Below are 13,439 nucleotides of genomic sequence, written 5' to 3'. Positions count from 1 at the left end.
AGTTTGTTTGATCATATTTATATATTGTTCTTCTTCGCTTGTTTTTTGTTTAAGTCAGACTGTGGTTCTTAATCATTATTCATTTTGCTTTGTTAGATTTTATGGCCTGGCGGCGTTGTCTGCTTTATATGTACCTCTCAGGGGAGCAACAAAATATATATAGGTTAAATCTGTATAGGGAGAGTGCTTCAGGGTGGCCCTGGGGTACAGGGCGTCTGCGTTTTTGTAGATGTCTGATAAACAAAATGGGCCCGTGGTCTAGTAGGTTATGACATCGCCTTGACATGGCGGGGATCCTGAGTTCGACTCTCAGCGGGCCCACTTCCGAAATTGCGATATGTTTAAATAAAAAAACCGCATTTATGTGGTGCTCCCAATGCCCAGGTAGCTCAGTTTGGGAGAGCGCTGCCCTGAAGAGGCAGTTGTCCCCGGTTCGAGTCCGGGTCTGGGCACCAATTCAGTATGAACATCAGTAGTGTAGTGGTTATCACCGGGCGTTGCCAACGCTCGAACCCGGGTTCGAATCCCGGCTGATGTATAACTACTTTTTCTCTTACTTTTATCTGTTATCTTGTTTTTAAGATTCTTTATGTGACTTTGTTTTCTACTGTAATGCATTTTAGTATACTTTTAGTTTCTTTGAAGTTGTACAGCAGGATTTTGCTATTAAGTCACTTATACAAGGACAAAAATTTATGTCCAGATGATACCCTTCTCATAAAAAATATAAAGGTTAAATATAGATTTTATATGCGTAAAAGGCCAGATAGTAAAAAGGTGTCGATATGAAATATAATTGGTTGATTCTGTTTGCATTAATGATAATCTCTTTGGTAGTTGTTAGCGGTTGTGCTGGCAATTCGGATGATGCCTCCGGGCCGGAAGGATCAGACGAAGAAACGTCCACACGGAATGCTTCATCGGAGGATAGTGAAATAGTCGATAATGGCAAACATCATGGTGTAAGAATGGAATACTATGGTGTAATGACTCCTTCTGAAATCGAATTAGAAAAGGGGGGTACTATAGCATGGAGAAACTACAAACCCCAGGGCACCTATGTACTTATAAGCGACGATAACCTCTTTGAAAAACAGGAAATGAGTTCCAAAGACGTTTATCTCTACACTTTTAATGAAAAAGGTACCTACACGTTCGGTGTGGCAGATATGCCTGAAATGACACTTAAAGTCACAGTAAGATAATGTTTGCTATCTCCATCACTATCAGCCATTTATGCTCTTGCGCGCTTTTCCCAGCAATCCTTGAATCCGGTTTACATCATCTTTATTTTCCGGATGCAATCCAAGCGCCTGTTTGTACATCTGTATGGCCATCCCGTAATTGCGCATTCCATGAAAAGCTCGCCCCTTCATTTCCCAGATTATAGGTTTGTTCATGCCTTGTTGCACAAGGCTATCAAAACACCTGTTTGCCTGGGAATACTTGCCCAGCTGTATGCATGCCACTCCCTTATTGAAAAGGGCATTTTTATTGGATGGTTCCATTTCCAGTGCCTTACTGAACAATTCATAGGCCTTTTTGTGGTCTGTCCTGCATTCCTGTCCCTGTATTATCAGTTCTTCCACACTTGCTTTTTTCTTATTCCGCAATTTACTTCGGGCACGGTTTAATGCATCTGTGTTGCTTGTATCATTTGCCGAAGGTTTGCCCTGTGATGTCGGGACGGTTTTTCTTTCCTTCTTTGCAGGCGGGATGTATTTCTCCAATCCAAGTATTTCATGCATTATCATTATAGCCGCATGTTTATCCAGTGGTTCATTATTATTGCCACACTTTGGGGACTGGATACATGCAGGACATCCCTCATCACAGGGACATCCCTTGATCGCTTTTAGGGTAACATCAAGCATTTCTTCAATTTTGTCAAAACCGTTCTCTGCAAAACCAACACCTCCTTCATGACCATCATAGATGAATATCCCGCTTCTTCCTCCCAGGTCTCCATGTGATGGCGTGGATACTCCTCCGACATCGTTGCGATCTGCAAGCAGGTGTATCGGATACATTGCTATCATTGCATGTTCAATTGCATGCAGCCCACCGGCAAAATCCCGCTTTTGTTTATTCACCAGATCTTCATAGCCTGCAGACAGGTCTATCCACAAACTTTCGGTTTCAAGGGATGAAGGGGGCATTTCTATCTCTTTCCTGCCCATCTCTTCATCCGATCCGTGCTGTATTCTGCGGAAACCTGTCACCTGTTCAACAACTTCGACCCTTCCCAAACCGACGGTAATATCGTCCAGTTTTCCGGGTTTCTTTTCCTCGTATTTTTCCCTCAGGAATATCTCGGAGGCAACCATTGGTTTGGTATAATAATCAGCTTTACCCTTCTCAACAAGGATCTCTTTTTTGCTGTGGTTCATTTTTTGCACAACATAGGGATTTCCCATATGGATGTAGATGGCTCCTTCAAATGCTTCCCTGAAAGCCATTGAACGTTCCAGGTCTTTTTCGATAATTTTCCTCTTGCCACCTGTGATATCTATAAGGGAATAGCCGTTTCTTCCGGCTCCCCTTATGTTCACCTGTCCATGAGGATGATTATCAAGGCATATTGTACCCTTTTCCTTTTCTGCAAGCAACTTTTCTTCCCTCAGGACGTCAACGACATCCCATATTCCGCTGCCGAAATACTTCTCGTCCTCTTGTTGAAGGGGTAATTCTTTTGCTGCACACAGGATATGTCCTGTTTGGATGTAGGTATTTTCAGGATTGATGACAGCATCCTCGCAGGATTTTGCAAAAAACTTCTCGGGATTGCGCATGTAATACTGGTCCAGGGCATCCTGGCCGGCCACAAGTACCACCATGCTTTCGTTGTCTCCTCTGCCTGCTCTTCCGGCCTGCTGTCGTGTACTCATTATAGTGCCGGGAAATCCATCGAGGATGCAACCATCAAGCCCTCCGATATCAATCCCGAGTTCCAGGGCGTTTGTTGAAAGGACGCCTTTAAGGGTACCATTCTGCAATTGTTTTTCTATGAGAACCCTGTCTTCTGGACTATATCCACCGCGATAAGGGGCGATCCTTTCTTTCAAACCCCTGTTTTGCAGTTCCTTTTTTGATTGGAGGTACATTCTCTCCATTTTCTGGCGGGAACGGGTAAAAAGAATAGTTTGCAAACCTTCCTGTATTAATGTGGTAAACAACCGGTTTGAATCTGCAAAGCTGCTTTTGCGCAGGAAATAACCCTTTTTGTTATAGTATGCCGGTGGGTTCCAGAATACAAAATTCTGTGCCCCGCTGCCCGAACCATCCCTGTCAATGACCTCCACGTTTTTTCCAGTCAGGCTGGACGCATGTTTGCCGGGGTTCCCAATGGTGGCGCTGCAGCATATGTATTGGGGATTGGACCCGTAGTGGTCGCATATTCTCTGCAGCCGGCGCAAAAGATTTGCCATGTTGCTTCCGGTGACTCCGGTGTAATAATGACTTTCATCGAGGATTATGTATTTCAGGTTGGATAACACTCTGTACCACTGCTGTTTCCAGCCCAGTACACTCATATGCAGCATTTCGGGATTGGTAAAAATTATATTTGCATCGGCTTTTGCTTGCCATCTCTCTTCTTTTGAGGATGAACCCACAAAACGGGCAATGTCAATACTTTCTCCAAGCACATCTCTCAATTTCACAAAATTTGAATGCTGATCATTGGCAAGGGCATTTAAGGGCGATATATAAAGGACAGTGGAGTCAGGATGGTCCATTATTTCTTCAAAAACAGGTATTGTATATGCCAGGGATTTCCCGCTGGCCGTACTGGTTGCCAGTACGATGTCTTTACCACTTCTGATATTTTCAATGGCTTCTGTCTGATGGGAATATAGTCTTTTAATTCCTCTTTCATGCAGGGCAAACCTGAGCAATGGCTTTATATCAACATTATCATACTTTCCCTGTCTACTCTTTATGAATTCACTGTGTACGATTTGATCTTCGTAGCCTCTGGATGATGTTATTTTGGAAAGTATTTTCTCGATACCCATTATTTGGTCCTCTTCCCTGCCCTGAATAAATATGTATATCCTGACAGCAAGCTGGTTGGGGTGGTATAGAGGTTGTTTATTCTTATGTTTATCCGATGTTTGGGGTCCCCACTCCCATTACTATCAGGCGTGTTTCCATTGGGGGGTGATGCCAACCGTCGGGGATCACGGTTTTCTTTTCAAATGTGATTTTCACCCTGTTAGAATCTATACGGCATTTGTTCATGTATCCCTTAACAATATCCTCTGCGGTCTTTCTTGCAAAATCCAGGGCGTCCACATATTTCTTGAACTGCTTTCTTTGCCCGGGTGCAAATACAAGAAAATCCTCTTCAGGTCTTTGCAGGGAATGTGGCCTGATCATAATTTCCACACGTTTGATACCTTTTCCCATAAGTGCTCCTACCGCATTACCAACTTCGAAACTTTCAGGTACCTTTATGTCTGCAATCAATATTTTTTGTATTTCATCCACGTAAGCCTTAACCGGTCCCCCAACCAGGACTACGGGAATATCCAGGTTCAATCGTGCCGGATATTTGCCGTTAAGTATGTCCCTGATTACTTTTTCATCAACATCTGGTAGCAGGAAGTGAACCAGTTCTCTTGACATATTTGTTGCAAACATTTCCTTGATATTTTGACAAAACTCTACCTTATTCACCCTGAGAAGCTTTGAAAGCATCTCAGCCCCTTTTTCAGAAGCTTCCACATTCCACTCCGTATAATCTCCCAGTACATGCAGGGCATCTGTCGGAGTGAATCCTATTGCCTGAACAAGTCTTTTCTGTATCAGGGAATCCAGTACATTTGCAGAAGGCATCCCATTTAGTTGATGAGAAATAGTTTGTATGGAAACTGGCTGTTCATTCAGTAAGTCCAGGATTTCCTTCTCTTGTGGGCTAATATACTGGTGGTCCGGTTTACTTTTCATAAAAAAGCGGGTTGGCTGGAAATTTTCATTTTCCATTACACGGAATGTGGGTGCCTGTTCGTTAAGAATCTCCATAAGGGGTGGGTAATGTGTAGCAGCTACACAGAGGGGTATTACTCTTCTGGGTCCGATATTTATTCTCTTTTTAGTAACCCATATATGACTGTCTCCCCCCATAGCAGAAGTTTCCATATCGATTGCTTTGACCCTTGTCTTCCAGCCCCCAACTGTTGCTCCCTCTGCTTTTAATTCCGGTAATCCTTTGTAGATAGCAGAAACATCGGTGCTTGTGCCTCCAACGTCCATGACGGCACAGGTGTTCAGGTCTGCCAGGTAAGAAGCACCCACCAGACTTGCTGCAGGTCCTGAAAAAATAGTTTCGATGGGTCGATTCAGTGCATCTTCTATGTTGACCACAGATCCATCACAACGCAACATCAGCATTTTTTCCTGTATTCCGAGTTTTTCGGTTTCATGGATGACTGACCGGATGAATTTTGTAGTAACAGGAATAAGCTGGGCATTGAGAAGGGCAGTGACAGCTCGTTCATAGGCTCCAAGTTCCTGGGAAAGCTCATGGCCGCATACAACAGGTTTGCCGGTAAGTTCAAGGATTTTATCCTTTACTTTAAGTTCATGTTCCGGATTACGGGTCCCAAAATAGGCAGAAACTGCGAATACCGAAACATTGTCTTGCACTTCTTTGATATATTCTTCCACTTTTTTCATGTCCAGGGGTGTCGACTCTTCACCGTTTTGGTCATGTCCACCTGCTATGAATACATAATTCTCTGCAGCAAGTTCTCTTTCCAGGGGATGATCACCAATAAGGATAAGTGAAGCTGATGCACCGGTTTTTTCCAGGAGGGTATTTGTGGAAAGTGTTGTGGATACGGACACCAGGTTTATGTTTTCCATATATTCCCTGTTCAGCAATCCCAGGACATTATGTATGCCCATAATGAGGTCCGGATAGGTAGTAAGGGATTTCGCCCTGTCTACGACTTTCCCATCCCGGTTACGGATAAGAACTGCATCCGTGTACGTTCCGCCAGCATCAATTCCCAGACTGTATTGCATTTTTCTTTCACTCCAAAAGGAGATTTTCCGTTAGGTATAAATGCTTTTACATTTGACTTCCGGGGGTCGGTGCTTTTTTTATATTCGAAATGAGTGTATTTTTATGATTATTTGTATGGGATGCCTGGATTCAGTTTTCTACTTTCTTTTTGAAAAATAACCAGCCCTTATTGTTCTTGCCGTACTTTGTCTTAACAAGAACATAGTCACCAGTCAATTGTTTTCCTTTTAGTGTGACGATGATTTCCTTGTCTTCAATCTTTATTGCTTCGTAGTTCCCCTTGTCCCATATTTCAACTTTGCCGGCTCCGTATTGTCCTTCAGGTATTTCTCCCTCAAAATCGGCATATTCCATTGGGTGGTCTTCTGTCTGTATGGCAAGTCTCTTGATTCCGGCTTTTTTTGGAGGTTGTTTGGGAACTGCCCAGCTTTTCAGTACACCATCAATCTCTAGCCTGAGATCGTAATGCAGATTGCTGGCGTCATGTTTCTGTATTACAAAAATAGGCTCCTCGGATCTGGAAGTTTCTTTGGCTTCAGGTTCAGATGTCTTGTCGAAATCCCTTTTTTTCCTGTATTCTTCTAGCATAAATAAAAATATGAGTAAAGAGCTATAATAGGATATTGCAATTATATGGGGCTTTCAATGCTGGAAAAAGTTGATCTCTCAAAAAAAATAGATGATAAGGAGTACAAAGATTTAGTCGATAAACTTGAGATCAAAATGGGGGAATTACAGCGCAAAAGCTGGAAAATGCAGGTTCCTATAATTGTTGTCTTTGAGGGCTGGCATGCTTCGGGTATGAGTGATATAATAAACCGCTTCATTCTTCCCATGGACCCCAGGGGTTTCCGTTTCCATACAGCTACCAGTCCCACAGATGAGGAAAAACTCCGACCTCTTTTGTGGCGCTTCTGGACCAAAGTTCCTGCCCGCGGACAGGTGGCCATCTTCGATCGCAGCTGGTACAGGCGAGCAATTATAGAACACATTGAAAAAAACAATGGAAAAGGACTTGGCAGATGCCTGCAGGGAATCAGGAGTTTTGAGAGGCAGCTTGCAGACGATGGTTATCTTATAATCAAGTTCTTTCTGCACATAAGCAAGGAAAAACAGCAACAACGGTTTAAAGAACTGGAAAAGAATAATGGGGATCTTTTTATCGTGGGGGAAGATGAGGTGGATTATGCAAATGAATATGAAACCTATCTTTACACCGTAGAAAAAATTCTGGAAAACACGGATTCTTTCAGGGCTCCCTGGACAATCGTAGAAGCAAATAACAGGAATTTTGCCACTGTCAAGATCATGACGGCTTTTATAAATGCAATGGAAGATAAACTCAAAGAGGTAGACTATAAATCCGTGACTGAAACTACTGTGGATCTCTTTCCTAAAGAGGATTTACCGGGAATGCCATCCCTTAAAACTTCCATACTGGCACGCACTGATATGGAAAAAACTATTGATAAAAAAGAATACAAAAAGAAAAAAAAAGACTATCAGGAACGTTTGAGGCATTTGCAATATGAATTGCTGAAGCGCCAGATTCCTGTAATTATTATTTATGAAGGCTGGGATGCATCAGGTAAAGGGGGTAATATCCGAAGGCTAGCTCACCGGCTCAATCCACGTCTCTATTCGGTTATTCCCATTGGCGCTCCCAATGATTATGAAATCTCGCGTCATTATCTCTGGAGATTCTTAAAGGAAATCCCGCCCGCCGGTAGAATTGCTATTTTTGATCGTAGCTGGTATGGCAGGGTCATGGTAGAACGGGTAGAACAGATATGCACGGAAAACGAGTGGAAACGTGCTTATCGGGAGATTAATGAGTTTGAAGCGATGCTTACCGACTGGAATGCTGTAGTCGTTAAGTTCTGGTTACAAATAGATCAGGATACCCAGTTTGAAAGGTTCCAGAAAAGAAGTGAAATTCCTCACAAACAATGGAAAATCACTCAAGAGGATTGGCGAAACCGCGAAAATTGGGATGCATACCGTGAAGCTGTAGATGAGATGCTTGAAAAAACAAGCACTACTTATGCCCCATGGACAATTGTGGAAGCTAACGATAAAAAATATGCCCGTATAAAGGCCCTGAAAACCGTCACGGAAGCAATTGAAGAAAAACTCAAAAATTAATCAGACAAAATTTTCTTTATGTTTTTTGTACATTACATGAACCATACCATCGGCAAGACCAATCTTTGGGACATAGATTTTATTGATATTTCCCCACTTCATAGCTGATAGGTACACCTTTGAAGCCGGTACGATTACATCAGCACGATCCGGTTTCATATTGAATTTGATTATGCGTTCTTCAACAGTGAACTTGCCCAGGTAGTTTGACGTTCGTTTGAGTTTTTTATATTTCAGGGGTTTTCCTTCTTTTTTTCCGGCATGTTTGAATAATTTGTTTATATTTCCTCCAGTACCGATTGCGCAAACATTTTCTTCATCTTCAAGAGTATCTTTGATCCATTTTTTCATCCTTTTCCAATTCCTCTTTGGCACCAACCCTTCTTTTATCCGGATTGTTCCAATGTTAAAAGAGCGGGATTTGACCGCATGTTTTCCCTTGAAAAAAGTAATTTCGGTACTTCCTCCTCCTACATCGATGTATAGATATGACCCATTCCTGTCCAGTATTTTTTCTATGTGATTGGAATAAATTACTTTTGCTTCCTTTTTTCCTTCAATGACCTGCAGGTCGATATCACATTCTTTTTTGATCCGGTTTACTATTTTTTTGTGATTTTTAGACTCTCGCATTGCCGATGTTGCATAAGCCATGTATTCTATAGGCTGGTAGACATTTATTAGGTGTCTGAAAGCCTGCATTAATTCTACAAGTTTGTCTGCTTTTTCTTCGGATATTTTCTTGTTGATGAATGCATCATCACCCAGCCTCAGCGGTATCCTGAGCAAGGAAACCCTTTCAAAATAAGGCTGGCCGGTTTCATCCTCTACCCGTGAAAACAGGAGTCTGATAGCATTGGACCCTACATCAATAGCAGCAAATTTCATTTATTAGCCTGCCTGGTCTTTCTGGCCAGATAATCATATATTTCGTCCTGGCATCTGACTTCTTTATCGTCAACACTTATCAGGTAGGGATTATCCTGTTTCTCATTGATAATCCTTGCTTTTTTCCTGTCGTTGAACTGTATTTTCATAAAGTCCCAGAGTTCTTTCTGTATATCCGGATCATATATGGGGGTGGCAACTTCTACTCTTTTGTCAAGATTGCGTACCATCCAGTCAGCAGATGAGATGTAGTATTTAGTATCCCCCTCATTGCAAAATACAAAAATCCTTGAATGTTCAAGATATTTATCTACAATACTAATGGCATTGATGTTTTCGCTCTGTCCTTCAACGCCGGGCACAAGGGAGCAGATGCCCCTGATTATCAGATCGATCTTAACGCCTGCATTGTTTGCTTCATAAAGCGCATCTATCATTTCCTTGTCCACAAGGCTATTCATTTTTGCACAGATGAACGCCTCCTTTCCCTGGGATGCATTTTCTGTTTCCCTTCGAATCAGGTTCAAATATTTCTTTCTAAGCTGGTGGGGAGCTACAAGCAAATGCTGATAATCATAAACTTTGTAGTTATGTTCAAAAAATTCAAATAAATTACTAATTTCTTCATTGATTTGACTGTTAAAGGTAAAAAGGCAGTGGTCACTGTATACTCCCGCAGTTGATTCATTGAAATTACCGGTTGCTACGGCACTATAAAAAACAGATCCATCCTCTTCTTTGCGTTCTATCTGGCAGAGTTTGGCATGTACCTTCAACCCCGGGACACCGTCAATTAAGATGGCCCCGGCATCTTCCAGCATTTGTGTCCAGTAAATATTGGCTTTTTCATCAAATCTGGCCTGTAATTCCATTACTACTGTTACTTTTTTGCCATTTTTGATGGCATTTGTCAGGGCATTGATAACTTTTGAGTTCTTTGCAACCCTGTACAGGGTAATTTTAATCGAGGTGACCATCGGGTCAATAGCTGCTTCCCTGAGCAGGTCTATCATATAATCAAAAGATTGGTATGGGTAGTGGAGAAGAATATCTTTTCTTTTAATTGCTTTTAAGATACTTGTATGTGCCTCGATCGAGGGGTGTGTCAATGGAGGCGAATTCTGGTATTCAAGTTCTTTCATTCCCATGCGCGGAAAATCCATAAAATCTCTGGCGTTATGGTAGCGACTTCCGGGAATCAGGTTTTCAAAATTATTCATTTTGCTTTTCCTGAGGATAAAGTTAAGCAAGTGTTCGGGAATTTCCCTGTCATATACAAATCTTACAGGTAGTCCACGTTTTCTTTCTTCCAGACTCTTCATCACTTTTTCAAAGAAACTTTTTGTTACATCTTCCTCAAAATCGAGCTCAGCATCCCTTGTAAGTTTTATTGTATAAGCGTCGATTCTGTCATAGTTAAATATTGCAAAAATATCTTTTAAGCCAAATCTTATGATATCATCCAAGATTATAACATATTTCTTGTCATCTTTTGAAGGCAGGCTGATATATCTGGATAAAATATCGGCAGGAATCTCTATTAGGGCATATTTATAATCTGCAGAATCAGCTTTCCTGTACATGTGGATTGCAAGATATATTACATGATTTTTTAGGTAGGGGAACTTTTTGTTTTCATCCAACATTAAGGGAACAAGCGAAGAATGAATCTTTTGTTTAAAATATTCTGAAATGTACTCTTTATGGTAATCCTTGAGGTTTTTTTCATCAAGTATGTATATTTTATTTTTCTCGAGTTCTTTACTAATTTCCTTAAATACATCATCAAAATCATTTTGCAAAGTCAGAACTGTACTCTGTATTTTTTGCAACACTTCTTTTGGCGATCCCCCAAACATCACTTTTTCTTTAATGTCGGCATCAATCATTCTTCTGATTGTTCCCACGCGTACACTGAAAAATTCGTCAAGGTTTGATGAAAAGATGCCCAGGAACTTCAATCTTTCCATCAGGGGTACACGGGTATCGGCAGCCTCTTGCAATACTCTTTCGTTGAAGGATAGCCAGCTAATTTCCCGGTTGATATATTTAACAGATTCTCTTTTCATGGTATCCCATTGTATACAATTCTGGATGTATCTATTTGTGGCATTTTAGTGATCAGAGAATATATATCAATTTTGTATGTATTCTATATATTACTACCAAAAATATTAATCAGATATTTTTTGAATACATGCCTGCAATGGATTCTGCAAACATCTTCCCAAATTCCGGTCCGGTAATACTTTCCCATTCAGCAGGGAATTCATCCCGCAGTTTTTTTATTTCTTCTTCTTTGTAATGGATGAATGCATCAATATGGCCATCAACAGAATTGTTTTCCCCTTCTCCATAGGAGGTACTTTTGTCCCCCCAGTGTCCACTTTCCTTGAATCCGTTCAGAAGCTCGATAGCAACGGCTGCATCATGCATATCTCCCAAATTATCCTGAAGACTTTTCAGCCGCTTTATTGTCTGTTTGGCTTCGTCTCCCAGGACTTCCTGGAAGAATTCAAAGGTATAACGCAGGATTTTCACATCTATACGTAATCTGTGCAGTACTTCCAGAGGTGCTTCATGGGGGTCAGGACCTACTTTGTCTTCATAGGCAAGGACGTTTGCATATTGGCCATAAACAAGTGTGGGAAATACTTCTCTTACACTGGTAGGGCGGGGAGTGCCTTTACTGTTTTCATCTTCCATTTTCCAGTACTTATTTTTCCCCAAGGCATCCTCAAATTTTTTCTTGAACCTGTTGTACCTTTTACCATCCAGGTATTCCAGCATATTCCCTCTTTCTTTGGCCCTTTCTATCTCGATGTTATCTTTCAGGAAATCGAGTTCTCCTTTACGTTCTTCTGGCAACTCATCGCAATAGTGGTCAATACGCTCAAGGAATACGTCCATGTCCCTTACATTGCCGAGTGCTTTTCGGGTGCGTTTTATTCCTTTGAGATATCCGCCAAGTTCTTTCATGTCAAGGTAGGGATTGAGAACTTCGAAACCGGCTTTGATACGCATGGCAGCCACACGCATGTCATGTAGCTCTTCTATATCCCTGCCGACTTTTGTTCCCATTTCATGCTTTTGCATTTTCTTGAAATGTTTCTGGAAGATCTTCCGGGCGGCTTCGGCCATTGTGTCATCGGTTTGGATCTCATTCTTATTTTTTGATTTTGTGTTATCGTCTTTTTCTTCTTCAGGAGCGATTTCGATTTGCTTTTCTTTCAGCTCCTCTGCAACTTGTAGTTCTTCGTAATCCTGATTCATAATGTATTCTCCCCCAATCTTGCTTTGGTCTTCTTGCTCTTGATTACCTGTAAGTTCCATCATTATAAGTTGGGCCAGGGCAATAAAAAATGAATTATTTTTAGAGTTATTTTTTAATTTATGTTGCTTTGTCCCTAAAAGATGAATAAGCATTTCTTTGAATATCCTTGTTATAAGAAAGAGTGTAGTGGCTAGGTATCCCAGTGCGATATAGGACACGTTCGGATATATCCATTTTTCAGGATAGAGGTAAATAAACCCGCCTATAATGATTGCATATAAGATGGCACTTAGCAGGGTATAACCGATTTCCTGTTTTATTAAAAGATTCAATCCCAGCAGTATGAGTGCGAGCCCCGTTGCAAATGCGCCAATGGTCACCAATATTTCCCCTGGCGGTGAATAACGGTTCAATTCCATAAGCATAAGGGCCATAGCGCCCCCTATTCCCAGTGTTGCGCCTGCTATTACTGCAAAAAGACCAATAATCAAAGATTTGCCCGAGCCCATGATGCCCTATATATATTTAATAATTTTAAATCCTTTCCATCGTAAACAGAACTATTTTCAGATGAATATCTGGACTTCATGGCCTTAATGTATGTCGAAATCTGTGTGCTTATTCGTTTTTATGATTTTTGATGTGAATTTCATGAACATTGTTACTTAACATGTGTACATCAAGTTAATACCGATGTACATACAAACTTTCATCTATGGAATTCCTCGACTCATCCACCTTTGAGTATCCAGGAAAGGATTTGTTTGTTTTCCTTTCTGACATCAAATACATTATCCTATTCTATGTCTTCGGGGATTTCCTAACCACCATTGGAGCCTTGAATTTTGGGGTCGAGCAAAACGGGTTTATAGCATTCTTACTGGCGGAATTTGGCCTGGGGGCCTTTTTGCTTTTGAAACTTCTATTTATTGTGGTGGTTTATTTGAACTACAAACTCATCAGGCAATCCGGCTTATCCTGGAGTTCATTTCTGTGGAATACATCCAAATTTGCGATTGCTTTTTTGGGTATTGTACTTGTAGTAAATAACTTGATGGTTATGCTGACCCAAACCAGTTTAATCGTCTAATTCCTAAAAAA

Annotated in this window: 9 protein-coding genes and 3 tRNA genes; 6 read left to right on the top strand and 6 right to left on the bottom strand. The window is 41.2% G+C overall.

Annotated elements, in window-relative coordinates:
• Positions 1 to 247: 247 nt before the first annotated feature.
• From BHR79_RS10030 to BHR79_RS10015, 4 genes are all read left to right on the top strand, one after another.
• Positions 248 to 321, top strand: a tRNA-Val gene (locus BHR79_RS10030).
• Between the two features lie 57 nt (positions 322 to 378).
• Positions 379 to 455: transfer RNA gene (locus tag BHR79_RS10025), tRNA-Phe, on the top strand.
• Between the two features lie 11 nt (positions 456 to 466).
• Positions 467 to 538: transfer RNA gene (locus BHR79_RS10020), tRNA-Gly, on the top strand.
• A 247-nt stretch (positions 539 to 785) separates the two neighbouring features.
• Positions 786 to 1,205: a cupredoxin domain-containing protein gene (locus BHR79_RS10015; RefSeq protein ID WP_072562177.1), complete on the top strand. Its 420-nt coding sequence runs from the start codon at positions 786 to 788 to the stop codon at positions 1,203 to 1,205.
• Positions 1,206 to 1,226: 21 nt separating this feature from the next.
• Here the strand turns inward: BHR79_RS10015 and BHR79_RS10010 are convergent, their stop codons facing one another.
• From BHR79_RS10010 to BHR79_RS10000, 3 genes are all read right to left on the bottom strand, one after another.
• A complete protein-coding gene (locus BHR79_RS10010) occupies positions 1,227 to 4,016 on the bottom strand; it encodes a DEAD/DEAH box helicase (protein ID WP_072562176.1) in 2,790 nt (929 codons plus the stop codon).
• Between the two features lie 88 nt (positions 4,017 to 4,104).
• Entirely contained in the window at positions 4,105 to 6,030 is a 1,926-nt protein-coding gene (locus BHR79_RS10005; RefSeq protein WP_072562175.1) for a hydantoinase/oxoprolinase family protein, read from the bottom strand.
• 130 nt (positions 6,031 to 6,160) lie between these two features.
• Positions 6,161 to 6,619 (bottom strand): DNA polymerase ligase N-terminal domain-containing protein, encoded by a 459-nt coding sequence (locus tag BHR79_RS10000; RefSeq protein ID WP_072562174.1) that lies wholly within the window; start codon positions 6,617 to 6,619, stop codon positions 6,161 to 6,163.
• Positions 6,620 to 6,676: 57 nt separating this feature from the next.
• On the opposite strand from BHR79_RS10000, the gene pap reads away from it, so the two are divergent.
• The gene (gene pap / locus BHR79_RS09995; RefSeq protein ID WP_072562390.1) at positions 6,677 to 8,176 is read left to right on the top strand and encodes a polyphosphate:AMP phosphotransferase; all 1,500 of its coding nucleotides are present in this window, start codon (positions 6,677 to 6,679) and stop codon (positions 8,174 to 8,176) included.
• Here pap and BHR79_RS09990 read toward each other — a convergent pair whose 3' ends face one another.
• The 3 genes from BHR79_RS09990 to BHR79_RS09980 all read right to left on the bottom strand — a co-directional run bounded on the left by BHR79_RS09990 (position 8,177) and on the right by BHR79_RS09980 (position 12,847).
• Positions 8,177 to 9,064: a Ppx/GppA phosphatase family protein gene (locus BHR79_RS09990; RefSeq protein WP_072562173.1), complete on the bottom strand. Its 888-nt coding sequence runs from the start codon at positions 9,062 to 9,064 to the stop codon at positions 8,177 to 8,179. It lies immediately after the preceding gene.
• Positions 9,061 to 11,133, bottom strand: a complete 2,073-nt coding sequence (gene ppk1, locus BHR79_RS09985; protein WP_072562172.1) for a polyphosphate kinase 1 — start codon at positions 11,131 to 11,133, stop codon at positions 9,061 to 9,063. The genes BHR79_RS09990 and ppk1 overlap by 4 nt, the downstream gene beginning before the upstream one ends.
• 109 nt (positions 11,134 to 11,242) lie before the next feature.
• Positions 11,243 to 12,847, bottom strand: a complete 1,605-nt coding sequence (locus BHR79_RS09980; protein WP_072562171.1) for a CHAD domain-containing protein — start codon at positions 12,845 to 12,847, stop codon at positions 11,243 to 11,245.
• A 206-nt stretch (positions 12,848 to 13,053) separates the two neighbouring features.
• On the opposite strand from BHR79_RS09980, the gene BHR79_RS09975 reads away from it, so the two are divergent.
• Entirely contained in the window at positions 13,054 to 13,428 is a 375-nt protein-coding gene (locus tag BHR79_RS09975) for a hypothetical protein (RefSeq protein WP_072562170.1), read from the top strand.
• Positions 13,429 to 13,439: the final 11 nt, after the last annotated feature.

This window comes from Methanohalophilus halophilus, assembly GCF_001889405.1.
GTDB lineage: Archaea > Halobacteriota > Methanosarcinia > Methanosarcinales > Methanosarcinaceae > Methanohalophilus > Methanohalophilus halophilus.
This window is presented reverse-complemented; position numbering and strand designations above follow the sequence as displayed.

Bases quoted from the DNA above. Each gene is read 5' to 3' on its own strand.
- BHR79_RS10005 (WP_072562175.1), bottom strand. From the start codon at position 6,030: ATGCAATACAGTCTGGGAATTGATGCTGGCGGAACGTACACGGATGCA.
- BHR79_RS10015 (WP_072562177.1), top strand. From the start codon at position 786: ATGAAATATAATTGGTTGATTCTGTTTGCATTAATGATAATCTCTTTG.
- BHR79_RS09980 (WP_072562171.1), bottom strand. From the start codon at position 12,847: ATGGGCTCGGGCAAATCTTTGATTATTGGTCTTTTTGCAGTAATAGCA.
- BHR79_RS10010 (WP_072562176.1), bottom strand. From the start codon at position 4,016: ATGGGTATCGAGAAAATACTTTCCAAAATAACATCATCCAGAGGCTAC.
- pap (WP_072562390.1), top strand. From the start codon at position 6,677: ATGCTGGAAAAAGTTGATCTCTCAAAAAAAATAGATGATAAGGAGTAC.
- BHR79_RS09990 (WP_072562173.1), bottom strand. From the start codon at position 9,064: ATGAAATTTGCTGCTATTGATGTAGGGTCCAATGCTATCAGACTCCTG.
- BHR79_RS10000 (WP_072562174.1), bottom strand. From the start codon at position 6,619: ATGCTAGAAGAATACAGGAAAAAAAGGGATTTCGACAAGACATCTGAA.
- BHR79_RS09975 (WP_072562170.1), top strand. From the start codon at position 13,054: ATGGAATTCCTCGACTCATCCACCTTTGAGTATCCAGGAAAGGATTTG.
- ppk1 (WP_072562172.1), bottom strand. From the start codon at position 11,133: ATGAAAAGAGAATCTGTTAAATATATCAACCGGGAAATTAGCTGGCTA.